21 protein-coding genes are annotated in these 24,897 nt (G+C 58.2%); 8 read left to right on the top strand and 13 right to left on the bottom strand.

Annotation, left to right across the window (positions count from 1 at the left end; genetic code table 11):
- Positions 1–8 precede the first annotated feature (8 nt).
- From RHM68_RS05140 to ppc, 5 genes are all read right to left on the bottom strand, one after another.
- Entirely contained in the window at positions 9–869 is an 861-nt protein-coding gene (locus tag RHM68_RS05140) for a DUF72 domain-containing protein (RefSeq protein WP_322220846.1), read from the bottom strand.
- On the bottom strand, positions 869–1,174 hold the full coding sequence (locus RHM68_RS05135) for a hypothetical protein (protein ID WP_322220845.1): 306 nt from the start codon (positions 1,172–1,174) through the stop codon (positions 869–871). The genes RHM68_RS05140 and RHM68_RS05135 overlap by 1 nt, the downstream gene beginning before the upstream one ends.
- A 232-nt stretch (positions 1,175–1,406) precedes the next feature.
- Positions 1,407–2,081, bottom strand: a complete 675-nt coding sequence (gene tsaB / locus RHM68_RS05130) for a tRNA (adenosine(37)-N6)-threonylcarbamoyltransferase complex dimerization subunit type 1 TsaB (protein ID WP_322220844.1) — start codon at positions 2,079–2,081, stop codon at positions 1,407–1,409.
- Positions 2,082–2,174: 93 nt separating this feature from the next.
- The gene (gene adk / locus RHM68_RS05125; RefSeq protein ID WP_322220843.1) at positions 2,175–2,822 is read right to left on the bottom strand and encodes an adenylate kinase; all 648 of its coding nucleotides are present in this window, start codon (positions 2,820–2,822) and stop codon (positions 2,175–2,177) included.
- A 288-nt stretch (positions 2,823–3,110) separates the two neighbouring features.
- The gene (ppc, locus tag RHM68_RS05120) at positions 3,111–5,741 is read right to left on the bottom strand and encodes a phosphoenolpyruvate carboxylase (RefSeq protein WP_322220842.1); all 2,631 of its coding nucleotides are present in this window, start codon (positions 5,739–5,741) and stop codon (positions 3,111–3,113) included.
- 186 nt (positions 5,742–5,927) lie between these two features.
- Between ppc and RHM68_RS05115 the strand changes: the two genes are divergently transcribed.
- The 3 genes from RHM68_RS05115 to RHM68_RS05105 all read left to right on the top strand — a co-directional run bounded on the left by RHM68_RS05115 (position 5,928) and on the right by RHM68_RS05105 (position 7,801).
- Positions 5,928–6,272, top strand: coding sequence for a pilin assembly protein (locus RHM68_RS05115; RefSeq protein WP_322220841.1), 345 nt, complete (start codon positions 5,928–5,930; stop codon positions 6,270–6,272).
- A gap of 272 nt (positions 6,273–6,544) precedes the next feature.
- Positions 6,545–6,958 (top strand): DUF4398 domain-containing protein, encoded by a 414-nt coding sequence (locus RHM68_RS05110; protein ID WP_322220840.1) that lies wholly within the window; start codon positions 6,545–6,547, stop codon positions 6,956–6,958.
- A gap of 54 nt (positions 6,959–7,012) precedes the next feature.
- Positions 7,013–7,801 (top strand): OmpA family protein, encoded by a 789-nt coding sequence (locus tag RHM68_RS05105; protein ID WP_322220839.1) that lies wholly within the window; start codon positions 7,013–7,015, stop codon positions 7,799–7,801.
- Between the two features lie 181 nt (positions 7,802–7,982).
- Here the strand turns inward: RHM68_RS05105 and RHM68_RS05100 are convergent, their stop codons facing one another.
- The 7 genes from RHM68_RS05100 to prfB form a co-directional block, all read right to left on the bottom strand.
- Complete coding sequence (locus RHM68_RS05100; RefSeq protein ID WP_322220838.1) at positions 7,983–8,312, bottom strand: hypothetical protein; 330 nt, start codon at positions 8,310–8,312, stop codon at positions 7,983–7,985.
- Entirely contained in the window at positions 8,309–9,223 is a 915-nt protein-coding gene (locus RHM68_RS05095) for an alpha/beta hydrolase (protein ID WP_322220837.1), read from the bottom strand. The genes RHM68_RS05100 and RHM68_RS05095 overlap by 4 nt, the downstream gene beginning before the upstream one ends.
- Positions 9,224–9,260: 37 nt before the next feature.
- Complete coding sequence (locus RHM68_RS05090) at positions 9,261–10,538, bottom strand: flavohemoglobin expression-modulating QEGLA motif protein (RefSeq protein ID WP_322220836.1); 1,278 nt, start codon at positions 10,536–10,538, stop codon at positions 9,261–9,263.
- Between the two features lie 35 nt (positions 10,539–10,573).
- Positions 10,574–11,128, bottom strand: coding sequence for a hypothetical protein (locus RHM68_RS05085; protein ID WP_322220835.1), 555 nt, complete (start codon positions 11,126–11,128; stop codon positions 10,574–10,576).
- A gap of 162 nt (positions 11,129–11,290) precedes the next feature.
- Positions 11,291–12,007 (bottom strand): TetR/AcrR family transcriptional regulator, encoded by a 717-nt coding sequence (locus RHM68_RS05080; RefSeq protein ID WP_322220834.1) that lies wholly within the window; start codon positions 12,005–12,007, stop codon positions 11,291–11,293.
- A 103-nt stretch (positions 12,008–12,110) separates the two neighbouring features.
- Positions 12,111–13,613, bottom strand: a complete 1,503-nt coding sequence (lysS, locus tag RHM68_RS05075) for a lysine--tRNA ligase (RefSeq protein ID WP_322220833.1) — start codon at positions 13,611–13,613, stop codon at positions 12,111–12,113.
- Between the two features lie 71 nt (positions 13,614–13,684).
- Positions 13,685–14,780, bottom strand: a protein-coding gene (gene prfB, locus RHM68_RS05070; protein WP_322220832.1) for a peptide chain release factor 2 whose coding sequence is annotated in 2 segments (ribosomal slippage) — positions 13,685–14,707 and positions 14,709–14,780 — 1,095 coding nt in all. Because the reading frame shifts where the segments join, the coding sequence is not laid out codon by codon here.
- A gap of 253 nt (positions 14,781–15,033) precedes the next feature.
- Between prfB and RHM68_RS05065 the strand changes: the two genes are divergently transcribed.
- The 5 genes from RHM68_RS05065 (at position 15,034) to RHM68_RS05045 (ending at position 23,792) form a co-directional block, all read left to right on the top strand.
- Positions 15,034–17,094, top strand: a complete 2,061-nt coding sequence (locus tag RHM68_RS05065) for a type VI secretion system tip protein VgrG (protein ID WP_322220831.1) — start codon at positions 15,034–15,036, stop codon at positions 17,092–17,094.
- Positions 17,091–17,786, top strand: coding sequence for a DUF4123 domain-containing protein (locus RHM68_RS05060; protein WP_322220830.1), 696 nt, complete (start codon positions 17,091–17,093; stop codon positions 17,784–17,786). Before RHM68_RS05065 ends, RHM68_RS05060 begins: the two co-directional genes overlap by 4 nt.
- Entirely contained in the window at positions 17,783–21,523 is a 3,741-nt protein-coding gene (locus RHM68_RS05055) for a toxin VasX (RefSeq protein WP_322220829.1), read from the top strand. The genes RHM68_RS05060 and RHM68_RS05055 overlap by 4 nt, the downstream gene beginning before the upstream one ends.
- Positions 21,524–21,966: 443 nt before the next feature.
- Complete coding sequence (locus RHM68_RS05050; protein ID WP_322220828.1) at positions 21,967–22,587, top strand: hypothetical protein; 621 nt, start codon at positions 21,967–21,969, stop codon at positions 22,585–22,587.
- Positions 22,588–23,240: 653 nt separating this feature from the next.
- Positions 23,241–23,792: a hypothetical protein gene (locus tag RHM68_RS05045; RefSeq protein ID WP_322220827.1), complete on the top strand. Its 552-nt coding sequence runs from the start codon at positions 23,241–23,243 to the stop codon at positions 23,790–23,792.
- Positions 23,793–23,889: 97 nt separating this feature from the next.
- Here RHM68_RS05045 and RHM68_RS05040 read toward each other — a convergent pair whose 3' ends face one another.
- Positions 23,890–24,891, bottom strand: coding sequence for a PleD family two-component system response regulator (locus tag RHM68_RS05040; protein WP_322220826.1), 1,002 nt, complete (start codon positions 24,889–24,891; stop codon positions 23,890–23,892).
- Between the last annotated feature and the right edge of the window lie 6 nt (positions 24,892–24,897).

Below are 24,897 nucleotides of genomic sequence, written 5' to 3'. Positions count from 1 at the left end.
AATCCGCCTCAGAGCAGGTCAAGTTGCTCGGCGGCAGGCTCTCTGTATAGCTCAGGCAGCGCTGGCAGGCCAGGCAATCGTCGCATCAGTTGTGCATGAAAACGTTGCGCCAGTTTCGCCGCCAACAGGTTGTCAGCGGTGTGCAGAAAGATATAAGGCGTGCGGCCCTCTTCGATCCACCCGGCGATTTTCTCGACCCACGGCATCAGGAAAGGATCGTTGGCTTCAAGTACCGGATGCCCGATGAAGCGCACTTGCGGAAATTGGGTGAACGCCGCTGGACGTGTTGGCACTTTGGGCTTTTTCGATTGGGCGTGGAGCACCGACGGCTCAGTCGAGGTGCAACTGAACAGCGCCCGTGGATCGAGACAGATACGCTCGACACCGCGATCCAGCAGCAGACGATTGAGCATTCGTTCAGCATCGCCCTTGGCAAAGAACGCGTCATGACGCACTTCGACCGCCAGAGGCCGGCCCACCGCATCGATAAAAACAGCCAGCTCCGACAATCGTTGCGGGGTGAAGCTTTTGGACAATTGCAGCCAGACCGGAGAAACCCGTTCGCCGAGCGGGCTGAGCAATTGTAGGAAGGTGTCGACAGCGGTTAATTGTTCTCGCAAGTCACCGCTGTGGCTGATGTCGCCCGGGAACTTGGCGGTGAAACGAAAGTGCTCGGGCATGATGTCGGCCCAGCGCTGCACAGTGGCCGCAGACGGGCTTGCATAGAAGGTGGTGTTGCCTTCCACGGCGTTGAACACTTGAGAATAGAGGTTGAGAAATTCGGCGCTTTTGGCGTCTGGCGGATACAAGTAATCGCGCCAGGCGTTTTCACTCCAGGACGGGCAACCAAGGTAGTAAGGCAGCCGCATCAGATATACAGATCAAGACCCAGCACATCGACATCCCAATCGACAAAACCGGCGGTGCTCAGGTAGCTGGCCAAGGCCATCGCGACGCTTTTGCTCATGGCCCGGTGATAAATCATGTCTTGCTGGCGGGCTGGGAGATTGCTCAGGCGCTGCGCGGAAGCTTTGGCGGCGCGAGCGGCCAGCTGCTCCTCGGAGGGAAATTCCAGCTCGCCGTCGATATCAACGGACTCGTCCTCAACCACATTGCCTTTGCGAGGCTTGCGCTTGATGGGGTAGGACTGAGAGGAAACGCCGTCTATACGCATAAAGTCATGCTCGGTATCAATAGTGGCAATTTAGCGGCACTTGACCGACTTAGCAAATCACGAGTGATAACTAGAACACATAAAAGGCAAAAGGTTTAAAAGCGCCCTGTAGAAACTGACGATTGGCTGCGCGAGGCCCATGGCTGTCGCGGGCGGGTTCGTTCTCCAGAGCCTCAGCGTAGAGCCCGGTAGACCGCGCCGACGGGTGACGCGACCCACTCGGCACAACGAATTATCGAGCCTTGGGCGTCGCCACTTTATCGCGCAAATAAACCGGTTGCGCCTCATCCGCGACCACCGTTTCACCGCGCTCCCAGGCAAACCGAGCCAGGGTCAGCAAATCTTGCGCGTGAGGCAGCAGGCCAGCGTCCTGCCCGATGAGGCTGACCGGGATGCGCTCGGCGTACCCCCAGCCAGTGCCGGCACCGAACCAGTCGCCGCTGGCATCAGCGGGCAGCGCGGCAACTTCCGGCGGCAGCACTGCTTCATGGCCCACCAGCCGCATTTCCCCCGCCGTTTCGCGGTAGCAGCCCCAGTACACCTCGTCCATGCGCGCATCGATGGCGGCTGCAACCTGACTCACCCCGTGCTCGCGATAAGCCCGCTGGGCCAGCACGGCGAGGTTTGAGACCGGTAACACCGGGCGCTCCAACGCGAACGCCAACCCCTGCACCACACCAATGGCGATTCTTACGCCCGTGAACGCGCCCGGACCACGACCGAAAGCGATAGCATCCACCGCTTGCAGGGTGGTTCCGGCGTCGGCCAATAGCTGCTTAATCATGGGCAACAGCTTCTGCGCATGCAGGCGCGGGATCACCTCGTAATGGCTCGTGATCTTGCCGTCATGCAGCAAAGCAACGGAACAAGCTTCAGTCGCGGTGTCCAGGGCCAGCAAGGTGCTCATCGATGTATCCGTAAGAGAGGTCAGAAAAAGTGCGCCAGTATAAACAACTACGGCCCGCAAGCGGGCCGTAGAAGATAAAGCCAATCAGACTTTTCAGCTCAGCGCTTCAAGCACCTTGCCGGTGATTGCTTCAACCGAACCGACGCCAGCGATGTGGCTGTACTTCGGCTTGCCTTGAGCGGCGGACAGTTTCTGGTAGAACTCCACCAGTGGCTTGGTTTGGGAGTGATAAACCGACAGGCGATGACGCACGGTTTCTTCGGTATCGTCCTTACGCTGCACCAATGCTTCGCCGGTGATGTCGTCTTTGCCGGCGATTTTTGGCGGGTTGTACACGGTGTGGTAAACGCGACCGCTGGCCTCGTGAACACGCCGACCGGCGATCCGCTGAACGATTTCTTCGTCATCGACAGCGATTTCGACCACGTTGTCCAGCTCGACGCCGACCTTCACCAAGGCTTCAGCCTGGGGAATGGTGCGCGGGAAACCGTCGAACAGGAAACCATTCGCACAATCAGCCTGGCTGATGCGCTCTTTCACCAGATTAATGATCAGGTCATCGGAGACCAGACCACCGCTGTCCATAACGCTCTTGGCAACCAGACCCAACTCGGTGCCAGCCTTGACCGCGGCACGCAGCATGTCGCCGGTGGAGATTTGCGGGATGCCGAATTTTTCGGTAATGAACTTAGCCTGAGTACCTTTACCGGCCCCGGGAGCTCCCAGCAGAATGACGCGCATCGATGTGCTCCTCAAATTTTTATATGGATAACGTCAGATTCGCCTCGTGGGGCCAATCTCAAAAATAGGATCGTGACCGCGCAAACGGTCAGAGGCTGATCAAGATACACAGCAGGCCCTGCCCACACAAGTCGCCGAAAGTCGGAGAAACCCGCGCATGCCGTGACCTTTGGGCGGAGTACCCCAAGTCGCAACCCCGTCATTAACTGTCGCCTGCCAGACATCTGGCGCGCTTGGCCAGCAGGCACCCGCGGACCACGCCAGGTGCCTGAACCTACAGCGAAAACCTTAGCCGGTATTACGCAATCCGGCGGCAATCCCCGCCACAGACACCAGCAGCGCTTGCTCTACCGGGCTGTCCTGTGCAACTTCCTGTTGCCGAGAGCGGGCCAACAGTTCGGCCTGCAATAGATGAAGCGGGTCGAGGTAGGTGTTGCGCAGACGGATGAATTCCAGGGTGTCAGGGCTGTGCGCCAGTAACTGTGACTGACCGGTCAACCCAAGGACCACCGCACAGGCCTGCGACAATAGGTCGCGTAAATGCACACCTAAAGGTAACAATTCCTTCTCAACCAATCGCTCGTCGTAGGACCGAGCGATGTCCGCGTCGGCCTTGGCCAGCACCATCTCCAGCATGTCGATACGGGTCCGAAAGAACGGCCACTGCTCACGCATCTGGCCCAGCAGTTCACCTTCGCCGCGTGCCAGCGCATTGCCAAGCGCGGCTTCCCAGCCCAGCCAGGCCGGCAGCATCAAGCGCGTCTGGGTCCAGCCAAAAATCCACGGGATGGCGCGCAGGCTTTCAATACCCCCCGCACGACGCTTAGCCGGGCGACTGCCCAACGGCAAACGTCCGAGTTCCTGCTCTGGGGTCGACTGACGGAAATACTCCACAAATTGCGGATTTTCCCGCACCACGGCGCGGTAAGCACTGACACCGTCAGCCGCCAATTCGTCCATCAAATGACGCCACGCCGGTTCCGGTGGTGGTGGTGGCAGCAACGTCGCCTCCAGCACGGCTGCCAGGTAAAGATTGAGGTTTTGTTCGGCGATGTCCGGCAAGCCGAATTTGAAGCGAATCATTTCACCTTGCTCGGTTGTACGGAAACGCCCGGCCACCGAACCCGGGGGTTGCGACAGAATCGCCGCGTGAGCCGGACCGCCACCGCGGCCCACGGTGCCGCCGCGACCATGGAACAACAACAGTTCCACTTGCTGTTCGCGGCAGATATCAACCAGACGTTCCTGCGCCCGATACTGCGCCCAGGCCGCCGCTGTGGTGCCGGCGTCCTTGGCCGAGTCGGAATAGCCAATCATCACTTCCTGCGGCCCTTGCAGGCGCGAGCGATAGCCCGGTAGCAGCAGTAGTTTTTCAATCACCGGACCGGCATTGTCCAAGTCGGCGAGGGTTTCAAACAAGGGTACGACGCGCATCGGCCGCAACACGCCGGCCTCTTTGAGCAACAGTTGCACGGCCAGCACATCGGAAGCGGCACCGGCCATGGAGATCACATAGGAGCCCAGTGACGCCCCTGGCGCAGCGGCGACTTCGCGACAGGTCGCCAGCACTTCGGCAGTATCGGCGGACGGTTTGAAGTACGCCGGCAACAGTGGCCGGCGGTTATGCTGTTCGCGCATCAGGAAGGCAATGCGCTCCTCTTCGCTCCAGTCTTCGTAGCGCCCCAGGCCCAGGTAATCGGTGATTTCAGTCATGGCGGCGGTATGCCGGGACGAATCCTGGCGCACATCGAGACGCACCAGAAACAAGCCGAACGTCACCGCCCGACGCACGCAATCCAGCAGCGGTCCGTCCGCGATCACGCCCATGCCGCACTCGTGCAGCGAGTGGTAACACAGCTCCAGCGGGTCAAGCAGTTCGCGGTTGTGTTGCAGCACATCGGCCGATGCCGGCGTGTTGACCTTCAAGGACGCCTGCGCCCAGTTGCGCGTGGCCCGCAGGCGGTCGCGCAATTGCTTGAGCACCGCGCGGTAGGGCTCGGCGCTGTCACCGGCCTTGGCTTTGAGGGCATCGCTGGCTTGCTGCATCGATAACTCAGCGGCCAGGTGATCGACATCACGCAGGTACAAATCCGCCGCCATCCAGCGTGCCAGCAGCAACACTTCGCGGGTCACGGCCGCCGTGACATTCGGGTTGCCATCGCGGTCGCCGCCCATCCACGAAGCGAAGCGAATCGGCGCGGCGTGCAGGGGCAAATGCAGGCCCGTGGCCGTGTGCAGGGCCTGATCGGCCTTGCGCAAGTAGTTGGGGATCGCTTGCCATAGCGAGTGTTCGATGACCGCAAAGCCCCATTTCGCTTCATCCACCGGCGTTGGTCGGGTGCGGCGGATTTCTTCGGTGTGCCAGGCTTCGGCGATCAGGCGCTGCAAGGTGCCCTGGATCTGCTCACGCTCGGCACTGGTCAGGTCTCGGTGATCCTGAGCCGCCAGTTGTGCGGCGATAGCGTCGTATTTCTGGATCAGGGTGCGGCGTGCGACCTCGGTCGGGTGCGCAGTGAGGACCAGTTCGATCTCCAGCCGCCCCAATTGTCGAGCCAGGGACTCAGCACCATGCCCTTCGGCACGCAGGCGAGCCAGCAGCTCGGGCAGCACCCGCGCCTCGAAAGGCGCAGGCACTGACTCTTCGCGACGGTGAATCAGCTGATACTGCTCGGCGATGTTGGCCAGATTGAGAAACTGGTTGAACGCTCGCGCTACCGGCAGCAATTCGTCTTCACTGAGCTGGTTGAGACTGGCACTGAGTTCGGCGTCCACGGAACCGCGACGGTCAGCCTTGGCGCCCTTGCGGATCTGCTCGATCTTGTCGAGAAAACCATCCCCATACTGCTCACGAATCGTGTTGCCCAACAGCTCACCCAAGAGGTGAACGTCCTCGCGCAAGCGTGCATCAATATCGGTCATCAGCAGTTCTCCAGCAAAAATCCGGGCGGCTAAGAGCCCCAAGAGTGCCGCTGCCAAGCGGTTCTTACAAGCAGACGACGAAGGGACTTTAAACCTTACGGGTTGAAGCTAGTCTCAACAGTAAGCCTTACAACGGTTTCCCGCCGGCCGCCGCCGGACACATACCCTGCCTGCCAAGAGGTCACTATGAAAATTCGCGAGCTCGCCCAGCATTGGGAAGAAAACGCCAAGGGTCGCCTGACTGACTCGGGCTACACCATTCATTTGGACGTCGAAGCTGCCGCGCGGTTGGCGGCAATTACCGAGATGTACCCTAAACGGCATCCCGAAGAACTGCTCGGCGAACTGATCGGCGCCGCGCTGGAAGAGCTTGAAAAGAGCTTTCCCTACGTGAAAGGTTCGACCGTGGTCGCCACCGATGAGGAAGGCGATCCGCTGTATGAAGACGTCGGCCCAACGCCGCGTTTCCTGGCGTTGTCGCGTCGTCATTTGCACGATTTGTCCGCTGTGGACGACAAACAGAAACACTGATTTTCGCGTTCTTCCTCCCTCAAAAAAAGCGCATTCCCACGCCAAGCCAGGGTGAGGGATACCGCTGCGCGCGGCTAAAGTTCCCGGTTTAGAGCCTTGTCCGTTCAGTCAAAAAAATTTTAGGCGATAGGCCATCTTCTCTGAACTTTTGAAAAACGCCTCAGGTCGTACCCAGTAACCACGCCTGGTACGGCCGTTTCACTTCACCCGCTGAATGTTCGGTTACGGCTCCCAAACCAGGATGGATTTTGACGTTTTTCAGGAGTTATCCAATGGAGTTGAAGACCATGAATACCAGCACTGCCAAATCCTCGTTCACCCACCTGCGCGGTCTGAAACTGGCTGCCTTGGCTATCGGCAGCAGCTTCGTTCTGGCCGGTTGCGCTGGCAACCCGCCGACCGAGCAATACGCCGTGACTCAATCGGCAGTTAACAGCGCGGTCAGCGCCGGCGGCACCGAATTCGCAGCAGTGGAAATGAAGTCCGCGCAAGACAAGCTGAAACAAGCCGAAATGGCCATGCACGACAAGAAGTACGACGAAGCCAAGCGTCTGGCCGAACAGGCTGAGTGGGACGCTCGCGTAGCCGAGCGCAAGGCCCAGGCCGCCAAAGCCGAACAGGCTCTGAAGGATTCCCAGAAAGGGGTTCAGGAACTGCGTCAGGAAGGCATGCGCAGCGTGCAATAAGCCGCTGTTGACAGCCCCACGTATTTCGAAATCGATTAAAAGGACGAAACCACTATGCGCAAACAATTGATGATCCCTGCCCTGCTGGCCGTAAGTGTTGCTCTGGCTGCCTGCTCCACACCGCCTAACGCGAATCTGGAAAACGCCCGTACCAACTACTCCGGGCTGCAAGCCAACCCGCAAGCTAGCAAAGTCGCGGCGCTGGAAACCAAAGATGCAAGCGACTACATGGACAAGGCTGACAAGGCCTATCAAGACAAACAAGACGCTTCAAAAGTCGATCAATTGGCTTATCTGACTAACCAGCGGGTTGAAGTGGCCAAGCAGACCATTGCCCTGCGCACGGCTGAAGCCAACCTGAAGAACGCCGGTGACCAGCGCGCCCGTGCAATCCTTGATGCGCGCAACGCTCAGATCAAACAGTTGCAGGACAGCCTGAACGCCAAGCAGACCGATCGCGGTACTTTGGTAACTTTCGGTGACGTGCTGTTCGCTACCAACAAGGCGGACCTGAAGTCCACCGGTCTGGTGAACATCAACAAGCTGGCGCAATTCCTTCAGGAAAACCCGGACCGTAAAGTGATTGTCGAGGGTTACACCGACAGCACCGGCTCGCCAGCTTACAACCAGTCGCTCTCGGAACGTCGTGCAACGGCGGTGCAAGTCGCGCTGATCAAAATGGGCGTCAACCCGGCACGCATCGTCGTCCAGGGTTACGGCAAGGAATACCCGGTGGCTGACAACGGCAGCGTCTCGGGCCGCGCAATGAACCGTCGGGTGGAAGTAACCATTTCCAACGATAACCAACCCGTGATGCCTCGTTCGTCCGTCAGCTCGAACTAAGCTTCACGCTGAAACGCAAAAGCTCCGCCTGACTCAGTCACGGCGGGGCTTTTTATTGGCATGCAATTCATCACACCTGTGGGAGCAGGAACGGTGGAACAGCCAACAGTCAGACTGACTGCCATTCACCCTTCGCGAGCAGATCCACCCCCCACATTGGATCTTTGGCGATCACCGCTTTTTACGGTTCCAGCTTCTGCGGCGTCTCCTGCCCCATGCACCGCACGGCTTTTTTCTGGCCGTTGATCAGCACGCCGGTCAGGCCTTTTTGTTCGGTGTCAAACAGCACCAGCACGCCATCAATACACTGGGCAACCTGCGCTGCGGGCTCCAGCGACACTTTATAGTCTTCGCCCGGCACGGTCTTGAGCATGGTGAAGTCGTTGAGCAGCAATGCATCCTCGGGTTTGGCGAAATGCAGGTAGCCGTAGAACCACAGGGCGCCGACGGTGCCGAGGATGCTGCAGATACCGGTGATGATCAGCGGGATGGCGTTGCGTTCTTCACTCATTGCGGGCTCTCAGGTGGTTGATCTTTTGAATTCAGGGGCACCGGGTAATTCGGAATTTCACCGAGGCGGCGCAGACCATTGAAATGCTGCGGATCTTCGAGATAGCGCAGCATCACTTGACGCCAGACCGGGTCGGCGAAAGTCTGCACGTGCCCACCTCGGGTCAGTTGCAGCACGCGCGGCGGCGGCGCAGCTTGATACAGACGGATGCCGTTGGAAAGAGGCACGATCGGATCGTCGATGCTGTGATAAATCAGTTTCGGCACACCGTTAAGGTGCGCCATGACGTTGATCGCACTGTCACCGTCCGGCACCAGCCACGACAGCGGCACCTGCAATGGCCAGGTCAGCCACGACGTGCTCAGGGCAAATCGGCCGACATCGCGGTAGCTGGCCGGCGCGCCGTCAAGTATCAGCGCCTTGAGTTGCGGCTGGCGCTTGGGATGCTGAGCAAGGTAATGCACCGCCATCGAACCGCCCAGGCTCTGGCCCAGCACGATCAACGGCTTGCCCTTGACCTCGGGGGCCAGGTCGAGCCACTTGAACGCGGCGTCAATGTCCAGATAAATAGCCGGCAGGCTCGGCTCACCTTCGGACAGGCCATAACCGCGATAGTCCACCAACAGCACTTGATAACCTTCTTTCGGCAACCACCCGCTCCCCCCCAAGTGGTAAGCCAGGTTGCCGCCGTTGCCATGCAGGTGCAGCACGGTCCCTTTGACCTCGACGCCTTTTTTTACTGGCAGCCACCAGGCATTCAGTTTCAGACCGTCGGCGGTCGTCAGCGTGACGTCACGGTATTCAAGCCTGGCCTTGTCCGGGGTAAACGGCTGGCCGGGCTCAGGGTAGAACAGCAGCGAACTGCAACCGCCGAGCGTCAGGAGCAGACAGAAAATGCCGAGGATTCTCATCCGTTGAAACCTCGCAGTGAAACGATCAGTCGGTGTATTACAAAATATTGGAATAGTCCGCTTCGATCCGGTCCAGGCTCAGATGGTTCAGGAAGTTGGAGAAGCACATCCAGGCCGCCAGGGCGTTCATGTCGCGGAACTGTTCTGGCAAATACTTGGGCGCCACCACCAGACCTTCGTCCACGAGCTGACGCAAGGTTCGCATGTCCTCCAGCGTGGTCTTGCCGCAGAACAACAGCGGCACCTGCTCCAGCTTGCCTTTACGCACGGCCAACTGAATGTAGTTGTAAACCATGATGAAGCCCTTGAGGTAGGACAAGTCTTTGGTAAATGGCAGCCCATTGGGCACCGAGCCACGGAACACACGACTTGCGTTGCCGTAGCTTTCGGCCATTTCAAAACCCTGCTCGCGGAAGAACTCGAACACCTGCAAGAAGTCCGCGCCCTCTTCCACCATGTGGATAGCGCGGGTCCGGTTGGTCAGTTTGCGCAGACGGCTCGGGTAGGAGGCGAAGGTGATGATTTCCATCAGGATCGCCAGGCCCTCCTGAGTCACGGTGGACGACGGTGGGCCTTTGGACAGAAAGGTGCAAATCGGCTGGTTCTGACCGTTCAGGGTGGTGCCCACATGCACCAATCCTTCGTGGACTTCCAGGGCCCGCACGTCGCGGTCGTTAAACATCGCGTCGGCGCGGATCTTGATGTAATCCGCACCCGCCGCCGCATCGGCGACGATCCCGTCGGACTCAAACACCCGAATCGTTTCCTCGGCTTCGCCAAATACTTTGTTCAAGCGACTTTGCAGCAGATTGACTGCGTCCTTGGCGGTGAGCGTCTTCGGCTCGTCCTTCAGATCGCCGCGGCCGTCGATGTTGTTCAGGTAATCGGAGAGCATCAGACCCAGGTCGGCCAGGGTTGGGTCGCCGGCGTGGAATGCGTCGGACGCTGCGCCGTACAACTCCTGGGAAATCAGACCGAAATCCTCAGTGCCTCGCGCTTCGAGCATGCGCACCACCATGCGGTATTCCTTGCACATGCGACGCATGATCTGCCCGACCGGGTTGAACTGGCCGAGCTGGCGGGTGATGTCACGCTCGATGTTCTGGAATTCCAGTTTCACCTTGCTGGAGTCAAAGGACAGTGGCCGATTGAGGTAGTAATCGCGGTCAACGGCAGGCATTTCCTTGCCCTTGGCCTTGAGAAAACCCTTGCGGATGCTTTCGTCCCACTTCACCGCATCCAGAACGCGAATCGGCGTCTGTGCCAGCACAATGCGGTCGGACAACGTGCGTATCGTCTGCTGGTAATCGTCCACCCGAAACTCCTGTTTAGAACCGTTACGTACTGCGTTTATTTGGCTTTGACCCGGCGCTGGTAGCGCACGGCCTCAACGAACACATCGCTATTGGCCGGGTCGTCGAGGTAAGCGAACACTTGATCCATCGCGCTGTGGATCAATACGCCGTCGCCCTCATCCGTCTGCACGCTTTCGCCCATCAAGACCGTTTGCCCCATGGCCTGCTTGATCTGTTCGAGGTCGAGGGTGTAGACCACCAATTCATGCTTTTCGTTGATTTCGAAACCAACAAGGGTGAAATGCCCGCCGAACCTGGCCGGCACCTTTGCCGAGAGGTACCAGCGACTGCCATGACGAAACACAGTGAAGGGATAGGCATCACGCTCACGGGGCTGGTCCTTGAAGTAGCTGACAGCCTGATAGCGATTGTCGCCCAGGTGCCTCAACTCCAGGTTCATCGGCTCGCCCCAGGCATTGGTGCTGCTCCATTTTCCGAGCAACCCCTTGGGCGCGGGCGCGCTTTCGGGCGCTGGCGTGTCAAAGCTCACCAGACAGCCACTGAGCAGCAGAAACGACAAGGCGATCACCATGACGCGCCAGGCTTTCATTCAACACTCCCTATGAACACACACCGACCTGAAGTGGCCACCGACGCCATGCTGGATAGAGTCTGCTCGCGAAGGCGTTGTCTCAAACAACCTGGATGTTGAATGTAAAACCGCCTTCGCAAGCCGCCTCGCGCCCACAGCGTTGTGCGTTTCCACACGGAATCACACCGATGCGAGTACCAAATGCATGTAGCGCGTGAGGATACCGAGCATTTCCGCTTCGGCCTCAGGCTCCGCATCGTTGAGCAGGCCCTGATATTCCATCCGTCCGACAATCGCCGTCAACACTTTGGCATCCTGTTGTGGCTCGCGGGAGCCCAGCACCTGAAAAAGCTGACACGTACCCTGCAGGAGAATTTGCTGGTGCGAGCGCACCAATAACGCCAGACGCGGATTGAGCAACGCTTCCTGGCGAAAAGCTTGCTCGGCCATCAGGTGCTCGCGACGGGCGATCAATTGCAGATGTACATAGTCCACCATCAGCCGCGCAATATCGTCCGCCAGTTGTGAGCGCGACTCAGCGCTGCCGTCTCCGCTGACAACCATCGCCCGTAACAAGCCTTCATTGTTGGCCCACAACCGGGCCATAAACGCGGCGCTACGCTCCACGTATTGGGCAAAGGTATCGGTGAGCAAGTCATCGATATCTTTGAAGTAGTACGTGGTGGCCGACAACGGCACCCCCGCCTCGGCAGCAACCGCACGGTGACGCACGGCGCGCACGCCGTCTCGCACAACAATGCGCATGGCCGCATCGAGAATCTCCTGCCGGCGCTGTTCACTGCCCTGTCGGCTCGCTTTTCGGCCTTGGTACTGAACACTTTCAGCGACTGCAGTGGCGATACCCGCTGCACCTTCTTGAGCAATTGCACGGTTCACGACAAGCATTCCTCTGTATACGTAAAAAGTAACCAATTGATACATTTGTACCAGACAGGCAATAAAAAGCCGCCTGTCATAGGCGGCTTTTTAATTGAAACACTTACGCTTGCGGTCGCATGTGCGGGAACAGAATCACATCGCGAATCGACGGCGAGTTGGTCAACAACATCACCAGCCGGTCGATGCCGATGCCTTCACCCGCGGTTGGCGGCATGCCGTACTCCAGCGCGCGAACGAAGTCGGCGTCGTAGTGCATGGCTTCGTCGTCGCCGGCGTCCTTGTCGGCCACCTGCGCCATGAAGCGTTCAGCCTGATCTTGCGCGTCATTCAACTCGGAGTAGGCGTTGGCGATTTCACGGCCTCCGATGAACAGCTCGAAACGGTCAGTGACGTTCGGGTTGTCGTTGTTGCGACGCGCCAGCGGCGACACTTCGAACGGGTACTGAGTGATGAAGTGCGGCTGCTCCAGCTTGTGCTCGACCAGTTCTTCGAAAATCATCACCTGCAACTTGCCCAGACCTTCGAAGCCCAGCACCTTGGCGCCGGCCTTTTTGGCGATCGCGCGCGCCTTGTCGATGTCGGTCAGGTCGTCAGCGGTCAGCTCAGGGTTGTACTTGAGGATCGAGTCGAACACCGACAGACGTACAAACGGCTCACCGAAGTGGAACACTTTTTCGCCGTAAGGTACGTCGGTACTGCCAAGGACCAACTGCGCCAGTTCGCGGAACAGTTCTTCGGTCAGGTCCATGTTGTCTTCGTAGTCGGCGTAAGCCTGGTAGAACTCCAACATGGTGAATTCTGGGTTGTGGCGGGTCGATACACCTTCGTTGCGGAAGTTGCGGTTGATTTCGAAGACCTTCTCGAAACCGCCGACCACCAGACGCTTGAGGTACAACTCCGGCGCGATCCGCAGGAACATCTCCAGGTCCAGCGCGTTGTGATGTGTCTCGAACGGCTTGGCCGCGGCACCACCGGGGATGGTTTGCAGCATCGGCGTTTCGACTTCGAGGAAGTCACGCTGCATCAAAAAGCTGCGGATGTGCGCAATGACTTGCGAACGCACGCGGAAGGTCTGACGCACGTCTTCGTTGACGATCAGGTCAACGTAACGCTGGCGGTAGCGCTGTTCGGTGTCGGACAGGCCGTGGTGCTTGTCCGGCAGTGGACGCAGGGATTTCGTCAGCAGGCGCACATGGGTCATTTCTACGTACAGGTCACCCTTGCCGGAACGGGCCAGGGTGCCTTCGGCGGCAATAATATCGCCCAGGTCCCACGTCTTGACCGCTGCCAGGGTTTCTTCAGACAGGGTCTTACGGTTGACGTAAACCTGAATGCGCCCGGACATATCCTGGATCACCATGAACGAGCCACGGTTAAGCATGAGACGACCGGCAACCTTGACCGCGATTGCAGCCTCTGCCAGCTCTTCCTTGGTCTTGTCGGCGTATTGCTTCTGCAAGTCTTCGCAGTAAGCGTCACGGCGGAAGTCGTTCGGGAAAGCCTGGCCCTTGGCGCGCTCGGCAGCCAGCTTTTCCTTGCGCAGGGCGATCAGGGAGTTTTCTTCCTGTTGCAGGGCTTGCGGGTCGAGTTCTAGGTCGCTCATGTCTTTAAAGATTCCATCACAGGTTCGTTGCCCCCACCGGTGGCAGGGGACTTAAGGTCTTGACTGGCGGTTTACAGGCCTTGTTTCAGGCTGGCTACCAGGTATTCGTCGATATCGCCGTCGAGCACCTTGTCACAGTCGCTGCGTTCGATGTTAGTGCGCAAATCCTTGATTCGCGACGCATCGAGTACATACGAGCGAATCTGGTGACCCCAGCCGATGTCGGACTTGGTGTCTTCCAGGGCCTGGGAGGCGGCGTTGCGTTTCTGCACTTCCTGCTCGTACAAGCGTGCCCGCAACATTTTCATCGCGGTGTCTTTGTTCGCGTGCTGGGAGCGTTCGTTCTGGCAGCACACCACGGTGTTGGACGGTACGTGAGTAATCCGCACAGCCGAATCGGTGGTGTTTACGTGCTGACCACCGGCACCCGAGGAGCGGTAGGTGTCGATGCGCAGGTCCGACGGGTTAATGTCGATTTCGATGTTGTCGTCGATTTCAGGCGACACGAACACGGCAGAGAACGAGGTATGGCGACGGTTACCAGAGTCATACGGGCTCTTGCGCACCAAGCGATGCACACCGATTTCGGTACGCAACCAACCAAAGGCGTATTCACCCTTGATATGAATGGTGGCGCCCTTGATCCCGGCGACTTCACCGGCCGACAGTTCCATGATGGTCGCGTCGAAACCGCGTTTGTCAGCCCAGCGCAGGTACATGCGCAGCAGGATGTTGGCCCAGTCTTGAGCCTCGGTACCACCGGAGCCAGCCTGGATGTCCAGGTAAGCGTTGTTGGCGTCCATCTCACCGCTGAACATGCGACGGAATTCGAGTTTTTCCAGGGATTCGCGCAGACGTTCGACTTCGGCAGAGACGTCGTCGACGGCCGCCTGATCTTCTTCTTCGGCGGACATCAGCAGCAATTCTTTGGCGTCGGTCAGGCCGGTGTGCATTTCATCGAGGGTGTCGACGATCTGCGCCAGCAGCGAGCGCTCGCGGCCCAATTCCTGAGCATACGACGGGTTGTTCCAGACACTCGGATCTTCAAGCTCACGATTGACTTCAGTCAGACGCTCATGCTTTTGATCGTAGTCAAAGATACCCCCGAATAGTTTCGGAGCGCTCGGACAGGTCCTTGATGCTGTTAAGGATCGGGTTGATTTCCATGGCGGGCAGCACTCGTTGGCGAACTTTTGAAAGCCGGCGAGTATAACGTAATCGGACTGTCACGGCAGCCCGCCTGGCGGACTGAATGCAGCCCAATGGGGTCTGGGCCACTTTAAAGAGAGAGAAATCCAGCAACGAAAAATCCTACACCATAAAAACCCATTGCCTTCACAACAAACAGAAACGCCCTGCATCGCTTTCCAGAGACCTCATTCACAGTCCCCCTCTACTCAATCAACACATGGGATGTGTGATGTTCGGCGCTGCCAACCAAGCCACTGTCGTCCTGGACATACAAGGTTTTCAACACGACCTGCACGTCCTCGAGTTAACCGGTAAGGAAGCCATCAGCCAGCCCTTTCGCTTCGACCTCGAACTGGTCAGCGAACGCGCCGATCTCGACCTTGAAAGCCTGCTGCACCGCATGGCCTTTCTGAGCCTGGACCGCGACGGCCATGGGGTTCACGGCCAGATTTACAGCGTCGCCCAAGGCGACTCAAGTAAACGCCTGACCCGTTATCGGCTTAGCCTGGTGCCCAGCCTGGCCTACCTCGATCACTGCTTCGATCATAAGATTTTCCAGAAACGGAGCGTGCCGCAGATCATCGCCGACGTGCTTGAAGCCCACGGTATTCTCGGCGATGCCTACCGCTTTACGCTCGGCATGGACTATCGCCCACGAGACTATTGCGTTCAGCACGGCGAGAGCAGCCTGCACTTTTTACAACGCCTCTGCGAAGAGGAAGGCTTGCACTACCACTTTCAGCACAGCCGCGACGGTCACGTGCTGGTGTTCGGTGATGACCAAACGGTATTCCCCAGACTTGCTCGGCCTACCGCCTACAAGCAGGCGCGTGCAATGGTCGCCGAAGCACCGGTGATCAACACGTTCACCTTGGCCCTGGACACCCGCACCACCGCCGTAACGCGCCGCGACTACGACTTCAAAAAACCCTTGCTCAGCCTTGAAAGTGGCGCAAAGAGTGCGTCCATGCCGACGCTGGAAGACTACGGATTTCCCGGCCACTTCACCGACCGTGAACGCGGCAAACACCTTTCGAAACGGGCGTTGGAACGGCACCGCAGCGATTATCGCCAGGCCACAGGGGATAGCGATCAACCGATGCTGGTCAGCGGTCACTTCCTGTCCCTGACCAATCATCCGCGCCAGCCATGGAACGATTTGTGGTTGCTGACGGAAGTCCGGCACACCGCAAAGCAACCGCAAGTGCTCGAAGCCGAGGCTATCAGCCCTGCTGACGACGAGTTTCCCCAAGGCTACCGCAATACCTTTCTGGCCACCCCGTGGGACACGCCGTTCAGACCCGCGCTCAATCACCCGAAGCCCACCATTAACGGCTATCAACACGCAGTGGTTTGCGGCCCTCCAGGCGAAGAAATCCACTGCGACGAATACGGTCGCGTGCGCATCCAGTTCCCTTGGGACCGTGACGGTCAATACAACGACCACTCAAGTTGCTGGGTACGCGTCGCCGGTGGCTGGGCGCACGACCGCTATGGCAGCGTGCTGACTCCAAGGGTCGGCATGGAAGTGATCATCGGCTTCTACCAAGGCGACCCGGACGAGCCGATGATCGTCGGCTGCCTGGCCAACGGGGCCAATCAGCCGCCGCTCGACCTGCCCGCCGATAAAACCCGCAGCCTCTTCAAAACCCGAAGCAGCCCCGGCGGCGATGGCTACAACGAACTGCGCATCGAAGACCGCAAAGGTGCCGAAGAAATCTCCGTCCGCGCCCAACGCAATTACCTGCGGCACGTAGTGAATGACGAGCAGGTGCAGGTCAATAACCAGCGCAGCATCGTGGTCGGCGGCGATGCCCGTCATGAGTTTCACGCAGAAGAACAGCACATCACCCACGGCAATCGCCTGACAGAACTCAGGCAGAACGACCACCTGAGCGTTCACGGCGACCGACACGTCAGCGTGACCACGCAACGCCTGACAGCCCGGCAACAGATTCACATCGCTGCGGGCCAGAACATGGTCATCGACGGCGGCGCCAGCGCCACGCTCCAGGCCGGGGGAGCGTGGATCACGCTGACCTCGGCCGGAATTTTCAGCAGCGTGCCCATGCAGATCGGCGGGCAACCGTTACCGCTGATGGCGGCCGCCCCGGTGTCGCTTGACGGGAGCAAACCACCCCACACCGACCCGGTAGATGTCGTGTTGCTCAAACGGCTGCAAGGCGACGAGGCCTTGATTGAACTGTGCCAGAAGCCCTCAGGCGGTACACCGATGGATTGCCCGCTAAGCGACTGCCCATGCCGCAAAGCACTGAGAGAGCGCTCATGAACACTTGGTGCCTGCTGGAACGCCCTGCCCCCCTGCTCAAAAACCTCTACGCCCTGGCCACTCATCCGCTCACCCATGCGCTGTTCAGCACCACCGCATTAAACAGTTATGCAGAGCAAAGCCCCCTGCTGGTGAAACTCAACGACCAGCCAACACTCAGGCAAGCGATTCAACAAAGCCCCGCCGAATGGCCCGGTCTGGTGATCGAAAGCACCCACGACACCGCCTCGGTGCTTAAACACCTGCGGCATATCCTGTTCGTACACTTCGACCGGCAACGCAAAGGCGTGCTGCGCTACAGCAACCCCACTGTCGCCCGCTATTTCTTTGCGGCCTGCACAGCACAAGACCTCGGCCGTTGGCTGGGGCCGATCAATCGCCTGAGCGGGTTTGGCGAGACGTGGGCTGCACGGGCCGTTGGCGATACAAGCTGGCGCGACCTGAACAATCCCGATGCGGGCAACTGGACCGAAGAACACATCACAGGCGCCCTGCACCTGAGCGCCGACCAGGAACAAGCCCTGACTCGCCAACGCAGCGAACAATTTCTGTATGGCTGGTGGCAGCAACATCCCCACCTCAGCTATTCACACGCCTGGGAGGTGATGAGCCAGGCACTGGTGCAGGGCATCGACGACCCCGCCGATCTCCGTACCTTCCTGAGCGCCCACTGCCCGGCGGCTCAGCGATGAAGCGCCTCGGAACGCTGACAGATGGCCCCTCCTGCGAGGGGGCCAAACTGATTGTGCAGGTCATTGGCACTGATCACTCCAGCGACCAGCGACTGGTGATGTTTGATCAGTCCGGCCAAAAACGGCTCAACGGCCTGACTGAGGCGTTCGTGTGCGAAACCGAGCGCTCGACGCCTGTCCATAGCGACCTGTGGGTGTGGGATTGGTCGTCGCCGCTCAACCATTCGTTATGGCTGGAAATTGCCACCGCCCAAGGCCCACCGATCCACCTGCCCCTGCTGGACGATGTGCGCATAACCCCACGCCAGATCGAGGCGCAGTGGAATCAAATCGTCCCGGTCATCCCCTTCACGGCCCTGCCCGGCACTCGCAGTCGCTACGACCTCGGCACCCCGGTGCTGTGCCGCAGCGGTTATGTCTATGTGTTTTACCGTGACCGGCTCTGGCGCGAGCTGGAAGTCCGTCAGGACGATGAGCTGACGACGTATCACGACATTGACTTACAGGCGTATCGCCAGCAGGACGGCTTCAGCGACGATTACCGACTGAGCAGCGGCGTCGGCCTCGCTGACATCTGGTTGCCCGCCACCTGGAACAATGAAACGGCCGGCAGCGTGCAGCTGTGTTTCAGTGAAATCCAGCTCAGCGCCGCACGCCTCAAACGCCTTGAGGAAGATTCGGCACTACGCGCCCTACGGTGCCAGAGCCCCGCGTTGCACTGCGAGAGCCAGACGTTCGAACGATTTTTCGACCAGCAGCCCGATGGGCAGGCGATGCTGGAGGCCTTCAGTCGCTTCAACGCGAAGGATGCACAAGCATCCGATACCGCGACAAAAGCCAGCGTTACCTGGCGCAACCTGGCGGCGCGAGCCTTTCCCGTCAGCCTGATCGCCGCGCAACGGGCGCGTCAAAGCGGTTTCGAATACGTACTGGAGCATCCGGGCCGTTACGTGTGCGACCTGTCGGGCCAATTCCCGGCGCAGCGTAAAACCGAAGCCAAGGCGTGTCTGGATCAGTGGGAGCAAGGCGCCACACCCGCGCTACCTGACACATTCGAAAGCAGCGCCTGGGCCGATTGTCTCGCCACACTGCTGCACCATTTACGTGAGACAACGCCGCCCGCCGATGACGCGGATCTTTGGCAACCCCAGCCCACCGTCGTCGATGTTCTGCAAGCGGCTCGGCAACGGCGTTTATGCGGCGTGCTACTGGAAGACCCGCGTCACCGCTTGCGCCATCTGCACTCACAAATCCAGCAGCAACAGCAACTGCTGACGCTGTGCGCCGAGCGCGCCAGCCTGCATCCGCACCACGCCAGCGCGGTGATGGTTCAGCAATTGATCGTGCCGCCCACCATCGGCGGCCAGAAAAACCCATTGCACGCCTGTTTCGACACAGTGAAAGAGGCCGGTCGCCGTGACATCAATCGCTTCACCGCCACCGCGGAACGTGCGTTGCTTTGGCAACAACTCAATAGGGCGCAGACGCTGCTTGCCGAGTGCCTGCAACAACCGGTGACCCAGCAAACCCTGGCCGATCATTTGAGCCTGGACGGGTTTGATTATCTGGCGGCGTTGCTGGCTGTCAGCCAGACCGTTGCGAGCCTCGCCACCGTGCCCGCGCAACTCGATCCGCTGGCCAGCAATGGCGACGTCACCCACGCGTTGAGCGGTTTGAGCCTTTACAGTCCGCAAGCCAGCCGTGGCCAGACGTTAATCAACGACATCGCTCACGACCCGGCGCACCCGCTGCACGGGATGCTTTGGCCGGCCGTTGATGAAGCCGAACTGGCGGCGCCTTATGTGCCGCCCACCGAGAAAATATTCAACGAGGGCGACGGTCGGTTGCGCGCGGCACACCTCGCCGTATTCGAAACCGAGCCAGGCCCCTATTACCCACAAGCCGAACACCTTGATGGTCATTTGCTCGAAAGTCTGTTGGCCAGCGCCCGCCTGAACAGCACCCTCACCGGCCAATCGAAAGCGGCCATTGGAACGTTGGTCAGCATTTATGAAACCCTCGCGGGCGCGGTTGAAACCGCCAGCAGCGCGGTCAACAAATCGGCCGGCGCCGGGACGCAGAGCCCGAACGTCGCCCCCACCAGTGCCTATTTGCACGGCCTAAGCGTGGGCTTGTTGCGCAGTTTGATGCCCAATACCTTTGGTGAAATGCATTTCATCAATCGCCGTGACGCTGATCCGCAGCACTATTACCTCTTTGGTTTGTCCGACGTGCCGACTGCGGATCAGCGGCCACGGCGGGGGGTGGGTGAGTATTTGAGTGCTGGGGGCGAGCCGTTGAAGGCGGGCAATGCTGAAGCGTTCGAAACACCGAGCGCCCCCCGCACAGGTAACTACAAACTGCTGGTGATGCCGGTGGATCACCCGACGGCGCGCAGTCTTAGTGCGCTGAATCGACGGATCAATGCGGTGCATAAAGAGGATGTTGACGCGCGGGCGGGTGACAAAACGACAGTGAAAGGCGCGTTGCAAAAGGGTGTGGATGAACTGGCGGAGTTGGGGAATAGCCGGGTTTATCGGGTGCTGAACTCGCTGCCGTTTGCGGCGGGGGTTTTGATGTTGGAGATTTGGAATGTTAGGACGGAGTGGGCGGCGGCGGAGCAAATTAGACGGGAAAAGGGGGTGTTTCGACTAGTTATATCCGGGGTAGGAGCGGGAGTAGATCTAGTTATCGCGTTGGAGATGCTGACTGTAAAACTTGCCGGCACCCAATCGGTGTTAGCGGCTGGGCGCAAGGTTATTTTTACTATTTCAGATGAGGCCGCGAGAACCCTCAGCACTCTAGCGCTCGAGTATTTAGTAAAGGAATTTACTGTGCGACTGTTTGCGCAAATAACCAGCGGTTTGGTACTCACAGCCATTGGCCTTTCAGATGCCTGGTATGCGTGGACATGGGGCGATGACGCCGGTTGGGGCTATTTGATGATGGCCGTGGGTGGAGCAGTCAGCGCGCTCAGTGGCCTGATTATCGGCACGGTCACCTTCCTCGGTCTTGGTCCGGCAGGTTGGGTCGCACTGATATTGATCGTCATCGGCGCCGGAATTGCTTGGTGGCTAAGCGACAAACCCATCGAAGAATGGCTGGTCAATGGCCCTTTCGGCACGCAGGTTCATTCAGGCAATGCGCACCTGCTGGAGCCACAGAGTGGCTTCTACTACCTGATCAGTCTGTTTGCCGACATTCGCATCAACATCGGTACCAATCCTGAGTTTGTGCCCAATGCCAAACTTGGCAGTCACGCTAAAACGCCGTTTCAAGTGCTCTCATCCAACACCTGCATTCGCATCGAAAGTAACTTGCCCGGCTTAATTTCCAACCTGGGGACGCTCAATATCAATGCCCACTGCCGACTCAATACATTCGAGCTAAAGGCTGGGCGCATCAAAAGTGAAAGCGTACCGTTTACAAAACTGATCAACAGCGAACTTGTGCAACCCAAAGCCCAAAGGCTGCTACCGCAGGGCGTGGAACTGTTCTTCGAAACCCCACCGAACTATGCCTTCGATGTGGTCACAGGTTCCTCTGGCATCGCACAACAATGGCAAGTGAGAGCGCAGTGTGTGCTGGAACAAAAAAATCAACGCTGGCACTTTCCGGCACCACCGCCCAAGGACGGTACGCCATTTGATGACACCTACAAGAAACCCAACTTCGACAGCGAAGGCAAACTGTACTGGGCAGATGAAATTACACATAAATCGCGAGACAGTAATTAATGACCAGTGAATCGTGGTACGCCCAGACTGCCTACGGGGCTAGCGAGGTACCTCAACAAGAACGTTCGGCTGAACGGCCATGGATCATGCGTTTTGCGAAAATCAGGTTGCCTTGGGGTAACGCAGATGATGTATGCCCGGTAAGTTTTGTGGAGGATTACTCGCCAAATGATTTTCGTCATCAAGAAAAAATCAAAAAAGAGCGGGAAGAGCAGATAGCCACAAACACCTATGCTCCCAGCCCATACGAACTTATTGATTTCCACATAAAGGATGACCACGAACGCTTTAGGTACGCGCTTCTTCCTGCGAGCTCTCATTTTTGGATGTACATGTCAGGAGGAGGGCGTGTTTTATTTTTTCTATTTTTTGTAGTCAGCATCCCTACTTATTTTTTAGGAATCTCAACAGGAAATGAACCTGTATGGGAGTCCACCAAAATCATGTTTAACGTTTTCTTTTCCTGGATTCTCGGCCTACCACTCCTATCCTGGGCAATCGGCTCAATAGTCATCAAACACTTCCCTAACCTCTGGCTAAAACCCTCCCGAGGCCCCATCTGGGAACTTAACCGCCGCACCGGGCTGGTCACGGTCTTCGACTACAAAAACAACGGCGAATATAAAAAGAACGGCACCATCGGCGAACTCAGCGCACCGTTCTACGAGTTCGACGCTTACATCGCTACGTCACCGGACAGTCAGGGCATGCCGATGAACGTGCTTTACCTCGCCCATCGCTACCGCAACATCATGATCAACTTCGGCGCCCTGCTCTGCCCCGGCCCCGAGTCTAAATCCGCGTGCGCCCTGTGGGACTTCATCCAGAACTACATGGACGTCAGCCGCCCGCTGCCGGACCTGCCGCAATACGAGGCCTACCGCCACCTCGACCCCACCACCGCCGACTACGACCGCCTCATCGGGCGCAACCCGCGTTACTGGATCGACATGGACGATGCGACATTCAAGCAGATGGTCAGAGAGATGCACCAACGCGTGGACGACATCGATACGTTTCGACGGCCAAATTTGATGACTGCTTATGTGACGTATGTCGATTGATAGCAGAAATGGCACTTTCCGGCGCCACCGCCCAAGGACGGTACGCCATTTGATGACACCTACAAGAAACCCAACTTCGACAGCGAAGGCAAACTGTACTGGGCAGATGAAATTACACATAAATCGCGAGACAGCAATTAATGACCAGTGAATCGTGGTACGCCCAGACTGCCTACGGGGCTAGCGAGGTACCTCAACAAGAACGTTCGGCTGAACGGCCATGGATCATGCGTTTTGCGAAAATCAGGTTGCCTTGGGGTAACGCAGATGATGTATGCCCGGTAAGTTTTGTGGAGGATTACTCGCCAAATGATTTTCGTCATCAAGAAAAAATCAAAAAAGAGCGGGAAGAGCAAATAGCCACAAACACCTATGCTCCCAGCTCATACGAACTTATTGATTTCCACATAAAGGATGACCACGAACGCTTTAGGTACGCGCTTCTTCCTGCGAGCTCTCATTTTTGGCTATATATGAAAGCGTTCGGAAAGTACATGTTTTTCATACTCTTAGTAGTCAGCACCCCTATATTTATTTTAGATATTTCAACAGGGAAAGAGCCAGCATGGGAATCCACAATAAGTTGGTTTGTTGATTTTTTTTCCATTATTTTCGGCCTACCACTCCTATCCTGGGCAATCGGCTCAATAGTCGTGAAACACTTCCCAAGCCTCTGGCTAAAACCCTCCCGCGGCCCCATCTGGGAACTTAACCGCCGCACCGGGCTGGTCACCGTCTTCGACTACAAAAACAACGGTGAATATAAAAAGAACGGCACCATCGGTGAACTCAGCGCACCGTTCTACGAGTTCGACGCTTACATCGCTACGTCACCGGACAGTCAGGGCATGCCGATGAACGTGCTTTACCTCGCCCATCGCTACCGCAACATCATGATCAACTTCGGCGCCCTGCTCTGCCCCGGCCCCGAGTCTAAATCCGCGTGCGCGCTGTGGGACTTCATCCAGAACTACATGGACGTCAGCCGCCCACTGCCGGACCTGCCGCAATACGAGGAATACCGCCACCTCGACCCCACCACCGCCGACTACGACCGCCTGATCGGGCGCAACCCGCGTTACTGGATCGACATGGACGATGCGACATTCAAGCAGATGGTCAGAGAGATGCACCAACGCGTGGACGACATCGATACGTTTCGACGGCCGAATTTGATGACTGCTTATGTGACGTATGTCGATTGACTAAACCCTTGGCTCGGCACCGATCGACATAGAGCGCCCCGCGTTACACATAACGCAGCGCCCTATCAATCGCGGGGGCTTGCCGGGGCGTCTGAAACTACTCGATCCCCACCTGATTGCGTCCATTGTTCTTCGCCAAGTACAGCCCCTTGTCTGCCGCCGAGATCAGTTGCCGACAATCACCGCCCAGCTGTGGAGTGATGGTCGACAGACCAATACTGATCGTAAGGCTTGAACCTTGAGCCGGAAAAACGTGCGGAATTTTCAGCCCTTCCACCGTCATACGCAGTTTTTCCGCCACCATCCGCGCGCCACCCGGCGAGGTGTTTGGCAGTACGAGGACGAATTCTTCACCACCATAACGAGCCGGCAGGTCGGAGGGCCTGGAACTGGCGTCACGAATCGCCGTGGCGACTTTGCGCAGCGCTTCATCGCCTTCCAGGTGGCCAAAGCTGTCGTTATAGGACTTGAAGTAGTCCACATCGATCATCAGCAGTGACAGTTGGGTCTGGTCACGCAATGAACGTCGCCACTCCAACTCCAGGTATTCGTCAAAGTGGCGACGGTTGGACAAACCGGTCAGGCCATCGGAGTTCATCAGCCGTTGCAATACCAGGTTGGTGTCGAGCAGTTGCTGCTGGCTGACACGCAACGCGCGGTACGCAGCGTCGCGTTGCAACAAGGTCATGTAGGACCGCGAGTGGTAGCGGATACGCGCCACCAGCTCGATATTGTCCGGCAGCTTGACCAGATAATCATTGGCACCGGCCGCGAACGCCGCACTCTTGATCATCGGATCTTCCTTGGTCGACAGGACGATGATCGGGATATCACGGGTGGCCGGGTGGTTGCGGTATTCACGGACGAGGCTCAGGCCATCGAGGCCCGGCATCACCAAGTCCTGAAGGATGACGGTAGGCTTGATGCGAATCGCTTGCGCGATGGCCTGGTGCGGGTCGGAGCAAAAATGGAAATCGATATTTTCTTCATTCGCCAGACCGCGCCGCACTGCCTCGCCGATCATCGCCTGATCGTCGACCAACAACACCATGGCGGCGTTTTCGTCGGTCTTGAAGTCGTCGAGCTGTAATTCATTCATGTGCGG

It is taken from the genome of Pseudomonas sp. DC1.2, from assembly GCF_034351645.1.
In the GTDB taxonomy this organism is placed as follows: domain Bacteria; phylum Pseudomonadota; class Gammaproteobacteria; order Pseudomonadales; family Pseudomonadaceae; genus Aquipseudomonas.
This window is presented reverse-complemented; position numbering and strand designations above follow the sequence as displayed.